This is a genomic window from Microbacterium testaceum (assembly GCF_001476285.1).
In the GTDB taxonomy this organism is placed as follows: Bacteria; Actinomycetota; Actinomycetes; order Actinomycetales; family Microbacteriaceae; genus Microbacterium; species Microbacterium testaceum_B.
In genome coordinates this window covers 35,477-52,756 of record NZ_LDRU01000027.1, presented here as the reverse complement: position 1 = coordinate 52,756, position 17,280 = coordinate 35,477, and the positions used below count along the sequence as shown (strand labels likewise).

Genomic DNA, 17,280 nt, shown 5'->3' with positions numbered 1-17,280 from the left:
ATGGCCCTCACCCGCACAGAGATGGCGGCGAGAGCCGCTCGTGAACTCGCTGACGGCTCGTACGTCAACCTCGGGATCGGCCTGCCGACCCTCGTTCCGAACCACGTCCCCGAGGGCGTGACCGTCGTGCTGCAGTCCGAGAACGGCATCCTCGGCGTCGGTCCGTATCCGACCGAAGACGCGGTGGATGCCGACCTCATCAACGCCGGCAAAGAGACGGTGACCACGCTCCCCGGCGCAGCCTTCTTCGACTCGGCGCTGAGCTTCGGGATGATCCGCGGGGGCAAGATCGACGCCGCGATCCTCGGGGCGATGCAGGTGTCGGCATCCGGAGACCTGGCGAACTGGATGATCCCCGGAAAGATGGTGAAGGGTCCCGGCGGCGCGATGGACCTCGTCCACGGAGCCGCGCGCGTCATCGTGCTCATGGAGCACGTCGCCAAAGACGGCTCGCCGAAGATCGTGAACGACTGCTCGCTGCCGTTGACCGGTCGCGGTGTCGTCGATCGCATCATCACCGACCTCGCCGTCATCGACGTGACCGAGGATGGACTCGTGCTCGTCGAGCTCGCCCCCGGGGTGAGCGTCGACGAGGTGCGGGATGCCACCGAGCCCCCGCTGACCGTGAGACTCACCGAGGAGGTCACCCGATGAACCCCGAAGACGTCGTGATCGTCGCCGCCGCGCGCACCCCTCAGGGGCGCCTGAAGGGCCAGCTCGCTCCGCTCACCGCCGTGCAGCTCGGCGCGGCCGCGATACGCGGAGCCCTCGACCGCGGGGGGATTCCCGCCGAGGCCGTCGACGCGGTGCTGGTCGGACAGGTGCTCCAGGCCGGTGCCGGACAGAACGCGGCTCGCCAGGCTGCCGTCGCCGCCGGGATCGGGTGGGACGTGCACGCGGCGACCGTCAACAAGGTCTGCCTGTCGGGTCTCACGGCGATCATCGATGCCGCGCGCATGCTCCGTCTCGGTGACGCGACGGTCGTCGTCGCGGCGGGCATGGAGTCGATGACCCGCGCCCCGCACCTGCTGATGAACTCGCGCGAGGGCTACGCCTACGGCTCGGTCGAGGTGCTCGATCACCTCGCCTACGACGGCCTGACGGACGCCTACGACCGCGAGAGCATGGGGGCGTCCACCGAGCGCGCCAACGCGCGATTCGACGTGACCCGTGAGGCTCAGGATGCGGTCGCCGCCCGGTCGCACCAGCGCGCCGCCGCCGCTCAGGCAGAGGGCGTCTTCGACGCCGAGATCGTGCCCGTCGAGATCCCGCAGCGCAAGGGCGATCCCGTCGTCGTGACGGCCGACGAGGGCATCCGTGCCGACACGACGGTCGACACGCTCGCGAAGCTCCGCCCCGCTTTCGCCGAGGGTGGGTCGATCACCGCCGGCAACGCCTCGCAGATCTCCGACGGGGCGTCGGCGGTCGTCGTCACGACCCGATCCGTGGCGGACGATCGAGGATGGGACGTCCTGGCGGTCGTCGGAGCCGCGGGACAGGTCGCCGGACCCGACAACTCGCTGCACGCGCAGCCCGCCCGCGCGATCGCGAGAGCCCTCGAGAAGCAGGGCATCTCGGCATCCGATCTCGATCTCGTCGAGATCAACGAAGCCTTCGGCGCTGTCGTTGCTCGTTCGCAGGCCGAGCTGGGGCTGTCCGACGACGTCGTCAACCCGCACGGCGGGGGCATCGCGATCGGTCACCCCATCGGCGTCTCGGGCAACCGGCTCGTCGTGCACGCGGTCCACGAGCTGGTGCGGCGGGGGAGCGGCACCGCCGCGGTCGCCCTCTGCGGCGGTGGAGGTCAGGGCGACGCGCTGATCCTCACCCGCTGACGGACAGACGGATGCCACGACCCCGGGGTCGTGGCATCCGTCGTCCGATCAGCGCGCGAGGCGCTTCTTGAAAAGCTTCTGCTGCTTCTTCGCGACAGGGGAGTCGCCCGCGATCACGCGTCCGCGCCGGGCGCGACGGGTATCGACGACCGATCCGATCGCGAGCGCGAGAGTGATGCCCCAGCTGAGCCACGCGAGCGCGGTGCGCCAGGTGAAGGGCTCGTCGTTGCGCAGAGCCCGCAGGAGCGTGATGCCACCCGTGATGGCGCTGAGAAGACCCGTTCCGAAGATGTACTGGCGCATGCGTTCAACCTACCGAGGAGCGCGGACCGATGCCGCGCCTTGACAGGCGGGCGTGCATATCGCATCCCGTCCAGCCCTCTGCGCCGCCCGACGCCGCTGTTAGCCTGAGGTCGATCCCCGAGGAGGACCTGTGACCCAGGCCGATTTCGTCGTCGTCGCCAACCGCCTTCCCGTCGACCGCACCCCGGACGGTGAGGGATGGCGTCGTTCCCCCGGCGGTCTCGTGACCGCCCTCGAGCCGGTCATGCGTCGCGCCGATGGCGCGTGGGTCGGGTGGGCCGGTCAGCCCGACGTCGAGCTGGAGCCGTTCGAGTTCGACGGCGTGCACCTGGTTCCCGTCGTGCTGTCGGCGGCCGACGTGCAGAACTACTACGAGGGCTTCTCGAACGACACGATCTGGCCGCTCTACCACGACGTCATCGCCGCGCCGACCTACAAGCGGGCGTGGTGGGACGCCTATGTCCGCGTGAACCGTCGATTCGCCGAAGCTGCGGCCGCCTCTGCTGCTCAGAACGCGACGGTGTGGGTGCAGGACTATCAGCTGCAGCTCGTCCCCAAGATGCTGCGGGAGCTCCGCCCCGACCTGACGATCGGCTACTTCCACCACATCCCGTTCCCCGCTTACGGGCTGTACTCGCAGCTCCCGTGGCGCAAGCAGGTTCTCGAGGGGCTGCTGGGCGCCGACGTGATCGGGTTCCAGCGCGTCGCGGACGCGGGCAACTTCGCGCGAGCCGTGCGGCGCCAGTTGCGGTACGAGACGAAGGCCAGCGGCATCCTGGTTCCGGACGAGAAGGGCGGGACGCGCGTCGCCCTCGCCAAGGCGTTCCCGATCTCGATCGACGCCGAGTCGTACGTCGAGCTCGCGCAGAAGCCCGAGATCCAGCAGCGTGCGAAAGAGATCCGCGAGGGGCTCGGCAACCCCCGCAAGATCCTGCTCGGGGTCGATCGCCTCGACTACACGAAGGGCATCCGCCACCGTCTGAAGGCGTGGGGCGAACTGCTCGAGGACGGCCGCGCCACCGTCGAGGACGCCACGCTCGTGCAGGTCGCGAGCCCGAGTCGCGAACGCGTCGACGCCTACGTTCAGCTGCGCGACGAGATCGAGATGACCGTCGGGCGGATCAACGGCGACCACGACACCACCACGCACACCGCGATCCGGTACCTGCACCAGTCGTACCCGCGCGAAGAGATGGTCGCGCTCTTCCTCGCCGCGGACGTCATGCTGGTCACGGCCCTCCGCGACGGCATGAACCTCGTGGCGAAGGAGTACGTCGCGAGTCGCACCGACAACCGCGGTGTGCTGGTGCTGAGCGAGTTCGCCGGCGCGGCCGACGAGATGGGCAGCGCCCTGCTCATCAACCCGCACGACATCGACGGGTTGAAGGATGCCATCGTCCGCGCGATCGACATGCCCGCCGCCGAGCAGGGTCGCCGTATGCGGGCGCTTCGCAAACGCGTGCGCGATCACGACGTCGAGGACTGGTCGCGCGAGTTCCTCGAGGCTCTTGCGACGTTCCACGACACGGCCTCGAGCGCGGCGGCCGCAGCCGAGGTCGAGGGCGGTTCCGAGAGCGAGGACGCGGAATGACCGCCGCCGACGCCACGATCGAGGCCGTCGCCACGACCGACCGCCTGCTGATCGCCGTCGACTTCGACGGCACCCTCTCCCCGCTCGTCGATGAGCCGATGTCGGCGCGCATGACGCCGGGGGCCCGTGCCGTGCTCGGCGACCTGGTCACGCTTCCCCGCACGGTCGTCGCTCTCGTCTCCGGACGCTCGCTCGGACACCTTCGCGAGATCGCGGAGCACACGGACGACTCGGTCATCTGGCTCGCGGGCTCCCACGGCGTGCAGTTCTGGGTACCGGGGGTCGGTGTCGAGTCTGCGACGGACGACGACGCGGACCTCGCCCTCCGGGATCAGCTGCAAGACGAGGTCAGTCGTCGCGCCGCCGGGACGACCGGCGTCTGGATCGAACCGAAGGAGTACGGCTTCGGCGTGCACACCCGGACCGCGGATGCCGAGACCGCCCGCGCCGTCCGGGAGATCGCCGACGAGCTGGTCGCCGCCGAGGCGCCCGGGTGGAGGCGTCGCACGGGACACGACATCCTCGAGTTCTCGTTCCGCCACGAGGGGAAGGACTCCGCCGTCGCGCACCTGCGCGAGCGGGTCGGAGCGACCGCTGTGCTGTTCGCGGGCGACGACGTCACCGACGAGGACGCGCTGCGCTCCCTCGGCCCCGGAGACCTCGGCATCCGCGTCGGCGGGGGAGAGACCGCGGCCACGCTGCGCGTCGACGACATCGACGCTTTCGTGACCGTCCTGGAGGACATCGCGCGTCTTCGCCGCGCGCACACGGATTGATCAGCGATTCGACACTCGTGGCGCATCGGCGCGCCACGCGCGCGCAATAGACTTCGAGGATGCCCGCACCGCAGAATCCGAACACCGGCGAGTTCGACATCAAGCCCCGCAGTCGCGTCGTCACCGACGGCATCGAAGCCACGACCTCCCGCGGAATGCTCCGCGCGGTCGGCATGGGCGACGAGGACTGGGACAAGCCCCAGATCGGCATCGCGTCGAGCTGGAACGAGATCACCCCCTGCAACCTGAGCCTCGACCGCCTCGCGCAGGGCGCCAAGGAGGGCGTCCACGCCGGCGGTGGGTACCCGCTGCAGTTCGGCACCATCTCCGTCTCCGACGGCATCTCGATGGGCCACGAGGGGATGCACTTCTCGCTCGTCTCGCGCGAGGTCATCGCCGACAGCGTCGAGACCGTGATGATGGCCGAGCGCCTCGACGGGTCCGTCCTGCTCGCGGGCTGCGACAAGTCGATCCCGGGCATGCTCATGGCATCCGCTCGTCTCGACCTGTCGAGCGTCTTCCTCTACGCGGGCTCGATCGCGCCGGGCTGGGTAAAGCTCAGCGACGGCACCGAGAAGGACGTCACGATCATCGACTCGTTCGAGGCCCTGGGCGCGTGCCTCGCGGGCAAGATGAGCGAGGCCGACCTCAAGCGCATAGAGTGCGCGATCGCCCCGGGCGAGGGTGCCTGCGGCGGTATGTACACCGCCAACACGATGGCCTCGGTCGCCGAAGCCCTCGGCCTCAGCCTTCCCGGCTCCGCCGCCCCGCCGTCGGCCGACCGTCGTCGCGACTACTTCGCCCACCGTTCGGGTGAAGCCGTGGTCAACCTGCTGCGCCAGGGCATCACCACGCGCGACATCCTCACCAAGGAGGCGTTCGAGAACGCCATCGCCCTCGCCATGGCGCTCGGCGGCTCGACCAACGTCGTGCTCCACCTCCTCGCAATCGCGAACGAGGCCGAGGTCGAGCTGAACCTGCACGACTTCAACCGCATCGGCGACCGCACGCCGCACGTCGCCGACATGAAGCCGTTCGGCCAGTACGTCATGAACGATGTCGACCGCCACGGCGGCATCCCGGTCATCATGAAGGCGATGCTCGACGAGGGGCTGCTGCACGGCGACGCGCTGACCGTCACCGGAAAGACGCTCGCAGAGAACCTCGCGGACCTGAACCCCGACCCCGTCGACGGTAAGGTGATCCACCGATTTGACGACCCGATCCACGCCACGGGCGGCATCACGATCCTCCACGGCTCGATGGCCCCCGAGGGCGCCGTCGTGAAGTCGGCCGGCTTCGACGGCAACGTCTTCGAGGGCCCCGCCCGCGTGTTCGAGCGCGAGCGCGCGGCCATGGACGCGCTCGAGGCGGGAGACATCGCCGCGGGCGATGTCGTGGTGATCCGCTACGAGGGCCCCAAGGGCGGCCCCGGCATGCGCGAGATGCTGGCCATCACCGCGGCCATCAAGGGCGCGGGGCTCGGAAAAGATGTACTACTCTTGACGGACGGTCGATTCTCAGGCGGCACAACCGGCCTCTGCATCGGCCACATAGCTCCCGAAGCGGTGGACGCAGGTCCGATCGCCTTCGTGCGCGATGGTGATCTGATACGGGTCGATATCGCCGCTCGCACTCTCGACTTGATCGTCGATGAGGCCGAGCTGAGTTCCCGCCGCGAAGGCTGGGAACCGCTTCCCCCGCGCTATACCCGTGGCGTTCTGGCCAAGTACTCCAAGCTCGTGCACTCCGCCGCGGAGGGCGCGGTCACGGGCTGACGGCCGTCCCCCTTTTTCACCTTCTTCTGGTTCTCGAGGTACTCCCATGTCCATCGATTCCCCTACGGCGGCCGTGCCCCGGCCTCCCGCCCGCACCGCCCCGGCGCCCGTGATGACGGGTGCGCAGGCGGTCGTCCGCTCGCTCGATCTGCTCGGGGTCACCGACGTCTTCGGCCTGCCGGGCGGGGCGATCATGCCCGTCTACGACCCGCTGATGGATGACGAACACGTCCGTCACATCCTCGTGCGCCACGAGCAGGGCGCTGGCCACGCGGCCGAAGGCTACGCCGCGGCATCCGGCAAGGTCGGCGTCGCGATCGCGACGTCGGGTCCGGGGGCCACCAACCTCGTCACCGCGATCGCCGACGCCTACATGGACTCGGTGCCGCTCGTGTGCATCACGGGGCAGGTGTTCTCCACCCTCATGGGCACGGACGCCTTCCAGGAGGCCGACATCGTCGGCATCACGATGCCGATCACCAAGCACTCCTTCCTGGTCAAGACGGCCGAGGAGATCCCCGGCGCCATCGCCGCGGCTTTCGAGATCGCCTCGACCGGTCGCCCGGGCCCGGTGCTCGTCGACATCACGAAGGACGCCCAGCAGGCCGAGGCCGCTTTCGTCTGGCCGCCCAAGATCGACCTGCCCGGATACCGGCCGGTGACCAAGGCGCACGGCAAGCAGATCCAGGCCGCGGCGCAGCTGCTCGCCACCGCGCAGAAGCCCGTCCTGTACGTGGGCGGCGGAACGATCCGCGCGAACGCGGCTGCCGAGCTGAAGGTGCTGGCCGAGGCGACCGGTGCGCCCGTCGTGACCACCCTCATGGCACGCGGCGCGTTCCCCGACTCGCACGAGCAGCACCTGGGGATGCCCGGAATGCACGGCACCGTTCCCGCGGTGCTCGCCCTTCAGGAGAGCGACCTCATCGTCTCGCTCGGCGCGCGCTTCGACGACCGCGTCACGGGCAAGGCGTCGCTGTTCGCGCCGCACGCGCAGGTGGTGCACGTCGACATCGACCCCGCCGAGATCTCCAAGATCCGCACCGCCGACGTGCCGATCGTGGGCGACCTCAAAGAGGTGCTCGTCGACCTGGATGCCGCCTTCCGCGCCGCCGACGCCGAGCACCCGCACGATTACTCGGAGTGGTGGACCTACCTGAACGGCCTCCGCGAGGAGTTCCCGCTCGGCTACACGCCCACCAGCGACGGTCTGCTCTCGCCCCAGCACGTGATCCAGCGCATCGGCGAGCTGACCGGTCCCGAGGGCGTCTACGCCTCCGGTGTGGGTCAGCACCAGATGTGGGCGGCGCAGTTCATCAAGTACGAGCGCCCCAACGCCTGGCTGAACTCCGGCGGCGCCGGCACCATGGGCTACGCGGTTCCGGCCGCGATGGGCGCCAAGGTCGCGCAGCCCGAGCGTGCCGTGTGGGCGATCGACGGCGACGGCTGCTTCCAGATGACGAACCAGGAGCTCGCGACCTGCGTCATCAACGACATCCCGATCAAGGTCGCGATCATCAACAACTCCTCCCTCGGCATGGTGCGCCAGTGGCAGACGCTGTTCTTCGACGGACGCCACTCCAACACCGACCTGAACACGGGACACGGCACGCGTCGCATCCCCGACTTCGTCAAGCTCGCCGAGGCGTACGGGTGCCTCGCGATCCGTGTCGAGAAGGAAGACGAGATCGACGCCGCGATCCAGCTCGCGCTGGACACGAACGACCGTCCGGTCGTGATCGACTTCGTCGTGAGCGCCGACGCGATGGTGTGGCCGATGGTGCCGCAGGGCGTCAGCAACAGCTACGTCCAGTACGCGCGCGACCACTCGCCCGCCTTCAACGAGCAGGAGGACTGAGATGTCTCGTCACGTTCTGAGCCTCCTCGTCGAGGACAAGCCCGGTCTGCTCACGCGCGTCGCCGGTCTCTTCGCCCGTCGCGGATTCAACATCGAGTCGCTCGCCGTGGGTGTCACCGAGGTGCCGGGCCTCTCCCGCATCACGGTCGTCGTCGACGTCGAGGGACTGCCGCTCGAGCAGGTCACGAAGCAGCTCAACAAGCTGATCAACGTGATCAAGATCGTCGAACTCGACCCCGCGGCATCCGTCCAGCGCGAGCACGTGCTGGTCAAGGTGCGGGCCGACAACGCCACCCGCTCGAACGTGCTCGAGGTCGTCAACCTCTTCCGCGCGTCGGTGGTCGACTACGCACCCGACGCGATCGTGATCGAGATCACGGGCGACTCGGGCAAGGTCGGTGCGTTCCTGAAGGCCATCGAGCCGTTCGGTGTGAAAGAGCTCGCGCAGTCGGGCCTTCTCGCCGTCGGTCGCGGAGGCAAGAGCATCACGGAGCGCGTCCTGCGCAGCTGAGCTTTCTACTTTCCATTCCAACCGGTCCCGGAGCGGGGCCAGAATTCAAGGAGAAACATCCTCATGGCAGAGATCTTCTACGACGACGACGCCGACCTCTCGATCATCCAGGGCAAGAAGGTCGCGATCGTCGGCTACGGCTCGCAGGGCCACGCGCACGCGCAGAACCTCCGCGACTCCGGTGTCCAGGTCGTCATCGCGCTCAAGGACGGGTCGAAGTCGGCCCCCAAGGCGCAGGAGGACGGCTTCGAGGTCAAGAACGTCGCCGACGCGACCGAGTGGGCCGACCTCATCATGATCCTCGCGCCCGACCAGCACCAGCGTTCGATCTACGCCGACTCCATCAAGGACAAGCTGACCGAGGGCAAGACGCTCGCCTTCGCGCACGGCTTCAACATCCGCTTCGGCTACATCGACGCGCCCGAGGGCGTCGACGTCATCCTCGTCGCTCCCAAGGCTCCCGGCCACACGGTGCGTCGCGAGTACGTCGCGGGCCGCGGCATCCCCGACATCATCGCCGTCGAGCGCGACGCCTCGGGCTCGGCCTGGGACACCGCCCTGTCGTACGCCAAGGCCATCGGCGGCACCCGTGCCGGCGTCATCAAGACGACCTTCACCGAAGAGACCGAGACCGACCTGTTCGGCGAGCAGTCCGTGCTGTGCGGTGGCATGAGCCACCTCGTCCAGTACGGCTTCGAGACGCTGACCGAGGCCGGCTACCAGCCCGAGATCGCGTACTTCGAGGTGCTGCACGAGCTCAAGCTCATCGTCGACCTCATGTGGGAGGGCGGCATCGCCAAGCAGCGCTGGTCGATCTCCGACACGGCCGAGTACGGCGACTACGTCTCCGGTCCCCGCGTCATCGACCCGTCGGTGAAGGAGAACATGAAGGCCGTCCTCGCCGACATCCAGTCCGGCGCGTTCGCGAAGCGCTTCATCGACGACCAGGACAACGGCGCCACCGAGTTCCTCGCCCTCCGCGAGAAGGAGCAGGGTCACCCGATCGAGGCGACCGGCAAGGAGCTCCGCGGTCTGTTCGCGTGGAAGCAGCAGGACAGCGACTACGTCGAAGGCTCGGCCGCGCGCTGATCCGTCCGGCGAACGCCCCGGAGCCTCTCGGTTCCGGGGCGTTCGCCGTTGCACGGGGTTCTCTCGCCCCGCATGCCGCGGACGAGGCGCTCGGCGGGGCGCGACCCGGTCGCGGGGGAGCGCCGCTACCGTGGGATCGTGAGCACACCGCGCGATGACGACGCCCTCTCGTGGGGCGGTGACGACGATCCGACCCTCGACGTCGGCGACAAGCGCGCGCCCGACCCCGTGGCGGAGCCGGTCGCGGGACCGGAACCGCTCGTGCCTCAATCACCTGTCTCCGATGCGCCGCCGACACGCGAGGCGCCGCGCGCGCCCGAGGTTGCGGCATCCGTCGATTCCCCTTCGGATGCGACCCCGGATGCCGCGCATTCCGCGCCCCTCGGAAACGTCGGCCTGGTGGGCATCGGCATGGTGGCGGCGACGTTCCTGCTCTTCGCGCTCGGCTGGCTGCTTTCGGGACGCCAGCTCCAGAGCCTCGGCATCCCCATCCCGGATGTGACCGTCGTCGCGATGACCATCGGGGCCACCCTCGCCCCGATCGTGTGGTTCGTGACGGTCCTGGTGCTCACGCGCTCGTGGCGCACGTGGCAGCGATTCCTCCTGCTGATCCTGGGCATCGTCCTGCTCGTGCCGTGGCCGTTCCTGTCGATGGGATCTCTCGCATGAGCGCCGTCGCCCGCACCCGTCACCTGCCGACGTGGCTCGTCGTCACGATCGCGGGAATCTTCGGACTGTTCTACGCGTACGTCGTGTGGAGTTCGGTGGCCCTGCTCATCCTGCAGGTCAACGGGCCGCTGGGTCTCAACGGCCTCGGCTGGTTCGTCTACTGCCTGCCGATCGTCTTCCCGCTCATCGCGTTCGGCGTCGCTTTCGCGATCGGCGCGCGGCGGAAGGCGGGGGAGTTCGCCCTCGTGCTGCTCGCCGGGCTGACTCTCTCGGCGGCCTTCTGGCTCGCGATCGTGGGGTACGGGACGACGTCGTACGGGTTGTACGGGTCTTGAGCCCGGTTTCGCGCACGTCATCGCGCGCGACCCGCTCCGGCGTCATACGGTCCGGCATCCATTCGCCTCCGCGCTAGGCTGGCAGACGGCCCGCACGGGTCGCGCGCCCGGTTCGCGCCGGCGGTGCGCGACGGTGCGCGTCAGACCCCCAGCACCGTTTCGAAGGACGCATCCGTGACGAAGCCCGTCGTGCTCATCGCCGAAGAACTCTCTCCCGCCACGATCGACGCGCTCGGCCCCGACTTCGACGTGCGCAACGTCGACGGGACCGATCGCCCCGCGCTGCTCTCGGCCCTCGCCGACGCGCACGCGGTGCTCGTGCGCTCGGCCACCCAGATCGACGCCGAGGCCCTCGCCGCGGCGCCGTCGCTCAAGGTCGTCGCCCGCGCCGGTGTCGGCCTCGACAACGTCGACATCAAGTCGGCCACCGCGGCGGGAGTCATGGTCGTCAATGCGCCGACCTCCAACATCATCTCGGCCGCCGAGCTCACCGTCGGGCACGTGCTGTCTCTCGCCCGTCGCATCCCGGCTGCCCACTCCTCGTTGGCGCAGGGCCTGTGGAAGCGCAGCTCGTTCACCGGCACCGAGCTGTTCGAGAAGACGATCGGCATCATCGGTCTCGGACGCATCGGTGCCCTGATCGCCGCCCGGTTGCAGGCGTTCGACATGCGCGTGATCGCGTACGACCCCTACGTCACCGCGGCTCGCGCTCAGCAGCTCGGTGTGCAGCTCGTGTCGCTCGACGAGCTCCTCGAGCAGAGCGACTTCGTCACCATCCACATGCCCAAGACGCCCGAGACGACGGGAATGGTCGGCGCCGAGCAGCTGCGCCGCATGAAGAAGACGGCGTACGTCATCAACGTCGCGCGCGGTGGCCTCATCGACGAGGAGGCGCTGTTCGACGCCCTCGCCACCGGCGAGATCGCCGGTGCCGGCCTCGACGTGTTCTCGACCGAGCCTCCCGCCGAGGGCGGCCCGGCGCGCAAGCTCCTCGACCTGCCGAACGTTGTGGTCACCCCGCACCTCGGCGCCAGCACCGAGGAAGCGCAGGAGAAGGCGGGTGTCTCCGTCGCCCGCTCCGTGAAGCTCGCCCTCGAGGGCGACCTCGTTCCGGATGCCGTGAACGTCGCCGGCGGCGCGATCGACCCGTTCGTGCGTCCCGGTATCGCGCTTGTCGAGATGCTCGGCCAGTTCTTCAGCGGCCTCGCCGACAGCGCCCTCACCAGCCTCGACATCGAGGTGCGCGGCGAGCTCGCCGCCTACGACGTGAGCGTCTACCGCCTCGCCGCACTGAAGGGGTACTTCAGCCGCATCGTCAGCGAGAGCGTGTCGTACGTGAACGCTCCGCTCTTCGCCGAACAGCGCGGTGTCGAGGCGCGTCTCGTCGTCGAGGCCGAGAGCCCGCTGTACCGCAACATCACGATCCTGCGCGGCACGCTCGCCGACGGGTCGACCCTGACGGTCGCCGGCACGCTCGCCGGAACCCGCATGGTGCCGAAGGTCGTCGCCATCAACGGCTACGACATCGAAGTGCCGATCGAGAAGCACCACCTTGTGATGCGCTACGCCGACCGCCCCGGCATCGTCGCGATCTACGGCCAGAAGCTGGGTGAGGCGGGCATCAACATCGCCGGTCTCCAGGTGGCTGCTCCGGATGCCACGGGCCGTGCGCTCTCGGTCCTCACCGTCGATTCGCCCGTGCCCGACGAGATCCTCGGCGCCATGCGCGAGGCCGTCGGCGCCGACCTGTTCCGGCAGATCGACATCGTCGAAGACTGACGCGACAGCGTTCGGGGGAGGGGGTCGCGGGAGCGGCCCCCTTCGTCGTTTCGGGATGGTTCTGTACGGGGTGTTCAGGGCGTGACGGCCTGGGCGACGATGCGAGCAGCCCGCGAGGGGTCAGGACGGTGGCCCCTTCGGCGCGCGGCTCGCTGGCCGCATCCTGGATGGATGCGCCGGTCACCCGTCGTTCAGGTGGTCGCCGCGACGACCGCGGCGATGAGCTTGTCGAGGTCAGCACCCTCGACCCGCGGGCTCGGGACGGCGTTGAGGTCGAGAACGGCGTTGAAGTAGAGGCCGTCGCTGACGAGCAGCACGATCTGCAGTGCGGTCTCGTCGCGGGTGTGGCCCCGCAGGCTCTCTTCCCAGAGCTCGCGCACGCGTCGGAGTGATGCGGTGGCGGCGTCGTTGCCGTTCTGCGCGAGGCGGGATACCGCGAGGATCGTCACGTCGAGCGCGGAGCCGGTGTTCTGCGATGAGCGGATGTGCGCGGCGACGGCGCCCTCCGTGGACCTCTCGATCTCTTCCACGTCTTCGCGCGCGAGCTTCTCGAGGCGTTCCACGAGCGCCGCTTCGAGGGCGCTCTTGGAGTTGAAGTGGTAGAGGAGACCGCCCTTGGAGACGCCGGCCGATCGCGCGGTGGCATCGACGGTCGCCGCGCGCTCTCCCTCGTCGACGAGGATGCGCGTGAACGCGTCGAGGACTGCTTCGCGGGCGAGTGGGGGGCGGCTCATGACTCCTCGATCGTACTGGCGGCGAGTGTTTCTCGTCTGTTACTATACCGGCTGGACGGTTTAGAAACGGATTCGAAGAATGCTCACCTCGTCGTTGCCCACGCAAGACATCGCCGTGACCCGCGCCGGGTGGCGTGGCTGGTTCGCGCTGGCGGTGCTCATGCTGCCCGTGCTCCTGGTCTCGGTCGACAACACGGTGTTGAGCTTCGCTCTCCCCGAGATCGCACTCGACCTGCAGCCGTCGAGCATCGAGCAGCTCTGGATCATCGACGTCTACCCTCTGGTTCTGGCTGGTCTCCTCGTCACGATGGGCACCCTCGGCGACCGCTTCGGCCGCAAGCGCATGCTGCTGATCGGCGCGACGGGTTTCGCGGCCGTGTCGGCGCTGTCCGCCTTCGCCCCGACGGCGGCTGCTCTCATCGCGGGCCGCGCGCTGATGGGCGTGTTCGGCGCGATGCTCATGCCCTCTACGCTCTCCCTGCTGCGGAGCATCTTCCGCGACCGTGATCAGCGTCGCTTCGCGATCGCGATCTGGGCCTCGGGTTTCTCGGCCGGTGCTGCGCTGGGTCCCATCGTCGGGGGCTTCCTGCTCGAGCACTTCTCATGGGGCTCGGTGTTCCTCATGGCGGTACCGGTGCTCGTGCCTCTGCTCATCCTCGCCCCCATCTTCGTGCCCGAGAGTCGCGACCCCGCACCCGGCCGCTTCGACCCGATCAGCGTCCTCCTGTCGCTCGCGACCATGGTGCCGATCGTGTATGGCATCAAGAAGCTCGCCGTCGACGGCCCGGTGTCACTCGCGCCCCTGCTCTTCGTCATCGGCGTCGTCTTCGGCTGGTTGTTTGTGCGTCGTCAGCGGCGCCTGTCCGCGCCGATGCTCGACATGACGCTGTTCCAGCGCGGCACCTTCTCGGGCGCGATCCTCGTGAACCTGCTCAGCGTGGTCGGTCTCGTCGGATTCCTGTACTTCGTCGCCCAGCATCTGCAGCTCGTCGTCGGGCTGACGCCAATGGTCGCGGGCTTCGCCCTGCTCCCGGGGCTCGCCCTCATGATCGTGTCCGGCCTCGCGGTCGTGCCCATCGCGGCGCGTTTCGCACCGCGCGTCGTCGTGCCGATCGCGCTCGGCTTCTCGGCGGTCGCCTACGTGATGGTCGCGCTCTCGACTGCCGACCTCGTTCAGCTCATCGTGGCCTTCGGTCTGCTGGGCGTCGGTATCGGTGCGGCTGAAACGGTGTCGAACGAGCTGATCCTGTCGAGCGCGCCCTCTGCGAAGGCGGGTGCCGCGAGCGCCGTCTCCGAGACGGCGTACGAGGTGGGCGCGGTGCTCGGAACGGCTGTGCTCGGCGGCATCCTGGCGGCGTTCTACCGCGCTCAGCTGGTCCTGCCGGCGGGGCTCCCGGATGCCGCGGCCTCAGCCGCCCGAGAAACCCTCGCCGGGGCTGTCGCCGTCTCGCACACCCTCGACGATGCCACCCTGGCCGAGGCTCTGCGGACCGCCGCGGCGCACGCGTTCGACTCGGGTGTGGTCGTCACGGCTCTGATCGGGGCGGGCCTCATCGTCGTCGCGGGTGTGATCGCTGCCACTACCCTGGGAGGAACCCGCGGCACGTCGACGAAGTGACGTGCCCCGAGCTCTGAGGAGAGCGATGTCGCGTGTCGTGAAGCTGGCCGTCATCCCCGGTGACGGCATCGGTCCCGAGGTCGTTGCGGAGGCCGTGAAGGTCCTCGACGCGGTCACCGCCGAATCCGAAGTCGTCTTCGAGAAGACGCACTTCTCCCTCGGGGCGGGTCGCTACCTCGAGACGGGCGACACGCTCACCGATGACGACCTCGCGGCCATCGCGGCGCAGGATGCGATCCTGCTCGGCGCCGTCGGGGGAGTCCCCGGCGACCCGCGCCTGAAAGACGCGAACATCGAGCGGGGCCTTCTGCTGAAGCTTCGGTTCGAGCTCGACCACTACGTGAACCTGCGTCCGTCGAAGCTGTACCCCGGTGCGAGCGGTCCGCTCGCCGACCCGGGAGACATCGACTTCGTGGTCGTGCGCGAGGGCACCGAGGGCCCGTACGTCGGCAACGGCGGTGCGATCCGTCGCGGCACTCCGCACGAGGTCGCCAACGAGACGTCGGTCAACACCGCTTTCGGTGTCGAGCGAGTCGTCCGATACGCGTTCGCCCTCGCGGAGCGTCGTCGCCACAAGCTCACGCTCGTGCACAAGACGAACGTGCTCGTGCACGCCGGCGGCATGTGGAAGCGGATCGTGGATGCCGTGGCATCCGAGTACCCCGGGGTCGACGTAGACTACCTGCACGTCGATGCGGCAACGATCTTCCTGGTCACGAACCCGGGCCGCTTCGACGTGATCGTCACCGACAACCTCTTCGGCGACATCCTGACCGACTTGGCCGGCGCCGTCACCGGAGGCATCGGCCTCGCCGCTTCGGGCAACATCAACCCCGACGGCGCGTTCCCCTCGATGTTCGAGCCCGTCCACGGATCGGCGCCCGACATCGCGGGCACCCAGAAGGCCGACGCCACGGCTGCGATCCTCTCCGTCGCCCTCCTGCTCGATCACCTCGGGCTCACCGACGAAGCCGCCCGCGTCACCCGCGCGGTCGAGGACGACATCGCGAGCCGCGACGGCGCCCGCAGCACCGCTCAGATCGGCGACGCCATCGTCGAACGCGTCCAGGCGTAACCTGGACCGATCGGCCCGCATCGCCCCCGCGCATCGAACAGTTTTGGATCACGAATGACCACCATCGACACTGACCCCGACACCGGACTCGACCCGCTCGAGTTCGCCGTCACCCGCAACCTCGCGGCGAAGAGCGCGGCGGATCGCGACGCGATCCTCGCCAACCCCGGCTTCGGGCAGAGCTTCACCGACCACATGGTCGACATCTGCTGGTCGGTCCGCGGCGGCTGGCACCGCCCGCGCGTCTCGCCCTACGGGCCGATCTCGCTCGACCCGGCCGCAGCTGTCCTGCACTACGGGCAGGAGATCTTCGAGGGCATCAAGGCCTACCGTCACACCGACGGATCCGTGCACACCTTCCGCCCCGACCAGAACGGTCGTCGTCTGCAGCGCTCGGCCCGCCGCCTGGCGCTGCCCGAGCTGCCCGTGCCGTACTTCCTGCAGTCGCTGCGCGAGCTCATCGCCGTCGACGGCGCGTGGGTGCCGTCGGGCGAGGATCAGAGCCTCTACCTGCGGCCGTTCATGTTCGCGAAGGAGGCGTTCCTCGGCGTGCGCCCCGCGCACAAGGTCGCGTACTACCTCATCGCCAGCCCCGCGGGTGCGTACTTCAAGGGCGGCGTGAAGCCGGTGTCGATCTGGCTCAGCGAGGACTACTCGCGCGCCGGCAAGGGCGGTACCGGTGCGGCGAAGACCGGTGGCAACTACGCCGCCAGCCTCCTGCCCCAGTCCGAGGCGTACGAGAACGAGTGCGACCAGGTCGTCTTCCTCGACCAGGACCGCAACGTCGAAGAGCTCGGTGGCATGAACGTCGTGTTCGTCTACAAAGACGGCACGATCGTCACCCCGCAGTCCGACTCGATCCTCGAGGGCATCACGCGCGACTCTCTTCTGCAGCTCGCCCGCGACCGAGGACACCACGTCGAGGGGCGCAACGTGTCGCTCGACGAGTGGCGCCGGGGTGTGGCATCCGGAGACATCGTCGAGGTGTTCGCGTGCGGCACGGCCGCGGTGGTGACGCCGATCGGCATCCTGAAGGGTCGCGACTTCATCGACGAGCAGCCGATGGGCACTCTCGCCCTCGAGCTGCGCGAAGAGCTGACGAACATCCAGTACGGCCGCGCCGAAGACAAGCACGGCTGGCTGTACCGCCTCGACGCGTAAGCGCCGAGTCCATCGGAGGGGTTCCCGGATGCCGGGGGCCCCTCCGTCGTCTCCGCCGGGCGTCGCCCCTCCGCCATAAACGCGATCCGCTCACGGAAACGCGGTGTGCACGTGTTTCTGTGCGCGGATCGTGTTTATGGATGCCGCGGGCCAGGGGCGCGCCGGGGCGGA

General features: G+C 68.9%; 16 protein-coding genes. 14 read left to right on the top strand and 2 right to left on the bottom strand.

What is annotated here, in order from left to right; genetic code table 11:
• Both NS283_RS05655 and NS283_RS05650 read left to right on the top strand, forming a co-directional pair.
• Entirely contained in the window at nucleotides 1-654 is a 654-nt protein-coding gene (locus NS283_RS05655) for a CoA transferase subunit B (RefSeq protein WP_193752633.1), read from the top strand.
• Complete coding sequence (locus tag NS283_RS05650) at nucleotides 651-1,835, top strand: acetyl-CoA C-acetyltransferase (RefSeq protein WP_058595905.1); 1,185 nt, start codon at nucleotides 651-653, stop codon at nucleotides 1,833-1,835. The genes NS283_RS05655 and NS283_RS05650 overlap by 4 nt, the downstream gene beginning before the upstream one ends.
• A 48-nt stretch (nucleotides 1,836-1,883) precedes the next feature.
• On the opposite strand, the gene NS283_RS05645 is transcribed toward NS283_RS05650, so the two are convergent.
• Nucleotides 1,884-2,138, bottom strand: coding sequence for a hypothetical protein (locus tag NS283_RS05645; RefSeq protein WP_058595904.1), 255 nt, complete (start codon nucleotides 2,136-2,138; stop codon nucleotides 1,884-1,886).
• A gap of 130 nt (nucleotides 2,139-2,268) precedes the next feature.
• Here NS283_RS05645 and otsA point away from each other — a divergent pair, with 130 nt between their 5' ends.
• The 9 genes from otsA (at nucleotide 2,269) to serA (ending at nucleotide 12,521) form a co-directional block, all read left to right on the top strand.
• Nucleotides 2,269-3,729, top strand: coding sequence for an alpha,alpha-trehalose-phosphate synthase (UDP-forming) (otsA, locus tag NS283_RS05640; RefSeq protein WP_058595903.1), 1,461 nt, complete (start codon nucleotides 2,269-2,271; stop codon nucleotides 3,727-3,729).
• Entirely contained in the window at nucleotides 3,726-4,505 is a 780-nt protein-coding gene (otsB, locus tag NS283_RS05635; RefSeq protein ID WP_058595902.1) for a trehalose-phosphatase, read from the top strand. Before otsA ends, otsB begins: the two co-directional genes overlap by 4 nt.
• A 59-nt stretch (nucleotides 4,506-4,564) precedes the next feature.
• Nucleotides 4,565-6,283: a dihydroxy-acid dehydratase gene (ilvD, locus tag NS283_RS05630; RefSeq protein WP_058595901.1), complete on the top strand. Its 1,719-nt coding sequence runs from the start codon at nucleotides 4,565-4,567 to the stop codon at nucleotides 6,281-6,283.
• A 46-nt stretch (nucleotides 6,284-6,329) separates the two neighbouring features.
• Nucleotides 6,330-8,138 (top strand): acetolactate synthase large subunit, encoded by a 1,809-nt coding sequence (locus tag NS283_RS05625; protein ID WP_058595900.1) that lies wholly within the window; start codon nucleotides 6,330-6,332, stop codon nucleotides 8,136-8,138.
• A 1-nt stretch (nucleotide 8,139) separates the two neighbouring features.
• Nucleotides 8,140-8,649 carry an acetolactate synthase small subunit gene (gene ilvN, locus NS283_RS05620; protein ID WP_058595899.1) on the top strand — a complete coding sequence of 170 codons (510 nt, stop codon included), beginning with the start codon at nucleotides 8,140-8,142 and terminating at the stop codon, nucleotides 8,647-8,649.
• A gap of 63 nt (nucleotides 8,650-8,712) precedes the next feature.
• Complete coding sequence (gene ilvC, locus NS283_RS05615) at nucleotides 8,713-9,738, top strand: ketol-acid reductoisomerase (protein ID WP_058595898.1); 1,026 nt, start codon at nucleotides 8,713-8,715, stop codon at nucleotides 9,736-9,738.
• A 138-nt stretch (nucleotides 9,739-9,876) separates the two neighbouring features.
• Nucleotides 9,877-10,407: a hypothetical protein gene (locus tag NS283_RS05610; RefSeq protein ID WP_058595897.1), complete on the top strand. Its 531-nt coding sequence runs from the start codon at nucleotides 9,877-9,879 to the stop codon at nucleotides 10,405-10,407.
• The gene (locus NS283_RS05605) at nucleotides 10,404-10,742 is read left to right on the top strand and encodes a hypothetical protein (RefSeq protein WP_058595896.1); all 339 of its coding nucleotides are present in this window, start codon (nucleotides 10,404-10,406) and stop codon (nucleotides 10,740-10,742) included. The genes NS283_RS05610 and NS283_RS05605 overlap by 4 nt, the downstream gene beginning before the upstream one ends.
• Before the next feature lie 174 nt (nucleotides 10,743-10,916).
• Nucleotides 10,917-12,521 (top strand): phosphoglycerate dehydrogenase, encoded by a 1,605-nt coding sequence (serA, locus tag NS283_RS05600; RefSeq protein ID WP_058595895.1) that lies wholly within the window; start codon nucleotides 10,917-10,919, stop codon nucleotides 12,519-12,521.
• Between the two features lie 191 nt (nucleotides 12,522-12,712).
• On the opposite strand, the gene NS283_RS05595 is transcribed toward serA, so the two are convergent.
• Nucleotides 12,713-13,255, bottom strand: coding sequence for a TetR/AcrR family transcriptional regulator (locus tag NS283_RS05595; protein ID WP_058595894.1), 543 nt, complete (start codon nucleotides 13,253-13,255; stop codon nucleotides 12,713-12,715).
• A 79-nt stretch (nucleotides 13,256-13,334) separates the two neighbouring features.
• On the opposite strand from NS283_RS05595, the gene NS283_RS05590 reads away from it, so the two are divergent.
• Genes NS283_RS05590 through NS283_RS05580 form a run of 3 tightly spaced genes read left to right on the top strand, consistent with a single transcriptional unit; the run spans nucleotide 13,335 to nucleotide 17,109 of the window.
• Nucleotides 13,335-14,873: an MFS transporter gene (locus NS283_RS05590; RefSeq protein ID WP_058595893.1), complete on the top strand. Its 1,539-nt coding sequence runs from the start codon at nucleotides 13,335-13,337 to the stop codon at nucleotides 14,871-14,873.
• 25 nt (nucleotides 14,874-14,898) lie between these two features.
• Nucleotides 14,899-15,948, top strand: coding sequence for a 3-isopropylmalate dehydrogenase (locus NS283_RS05585; protein WP_058595892.1), 1,050 nt, complete (start codon nucleotides 14,899-14,901; stop codon nucleotides 15,946-15,948).
• Nucleotides 15,949-16,002: 54 nt separating this feature from the next.
• Nucleotides 16,003-17,109, top strand: coding sequence for a branched-chain amino acid aminotransferase (locus tag NS283_RS05580; protein ID WP_058595891.1), 1,107 nt, complete (start codon nucleotides 16,003-16,005; stop codon nucleotides 17,107-17,109).
• The last annotated feature ends 171 nt before the right edge of the window (nucleotides 17,110-17,280 follow it).

Coding starts and splice junctions, on each gene's coding strand:
- NS283_RS05655 (WP_193752633.1), top strand. CDS start 1: ATGGCCCTCACCCGCACAGAGATGGCGGCGAGAGCCGCTCGTGAACTC.
- NS283_RS05650 (WP_058595905.1), top strand. CDS start 651: ATGAACCCCGAAGACGTCGTGATCGTCGCCGCCGCGCGCACCCCTCAG.
- NS283_RS05645 (WP_058595904.1), bottom strand. CDS start 2,138: ATGCGCCAGTACATCTTCGGAACGGGTCTTCTCAGCGCCATCACGGGT.
- otsB (WP_058595902.1), top strand. CDS start 3,726: ATGACCGCCGCCGACGCCACGATCGAGGCCGTCGCCACGACCGACCGC.
- ilvD (WP_058595901.1), top strand. CDS start 4,565: ATGCCCGCACCGCAGAATCCGAACACCGGCGAGTTCGACATCAAGCCC.
- NS283_RS05625 (WP_058595900.1), top strand. CDS start 6,330: ATGTCCATCGATTCCCCTACGGCGGCCGTGCCCCGGCCTCCCGCCCGC.
- ilvN (WP_058595899.1), top strand. CDS start 8,140: ATGTCTCGTCACGTTCTGAGCCTCCTCGTCGAGGACAAGCCCGGTCTG.
- ilvC (WP_058595898.1), top strand. CDS start 8,713: ATGGCAGAGATCTTCTACGACGACGACGCCGACCTCTCGATCATCCAG.
- NS283_RS05605 (WP_058595896.1), top strand. CDS start 10,404: ATGAGCGCCGTCGCCCGCACCCGTCACCTGCCGACGTGGCTCGTCGTC.
- NS283_RS05595 (WP_058595894.1), bottom strand. CDS start 13,255: ATGAGCCGCCCCCCACTCGCCCGCGAAGCAGTCCTCGACGCGTTCACG.
- NS283_RS05590 (WP_058595893.1), top strand. CDS start 13,335: ATGCTCACCTCGTCGTTGCCCACGCAAGACATCGCCGTGACCCGCGCC.
- NS283_RS05585 (WP_058595892.1), top strand. CDS start 14,899: ATGTCGCGTGTCGTGAAGCTGGCCGTCATCCCCGGTGACGGCATCGGT.
- NS283_RS05580 (WP_058595891.1), top strand. CDS start 16,003: ATGACCACCATCGACACTGACCCCGACACCGGACTCGACCCGCTCGAG.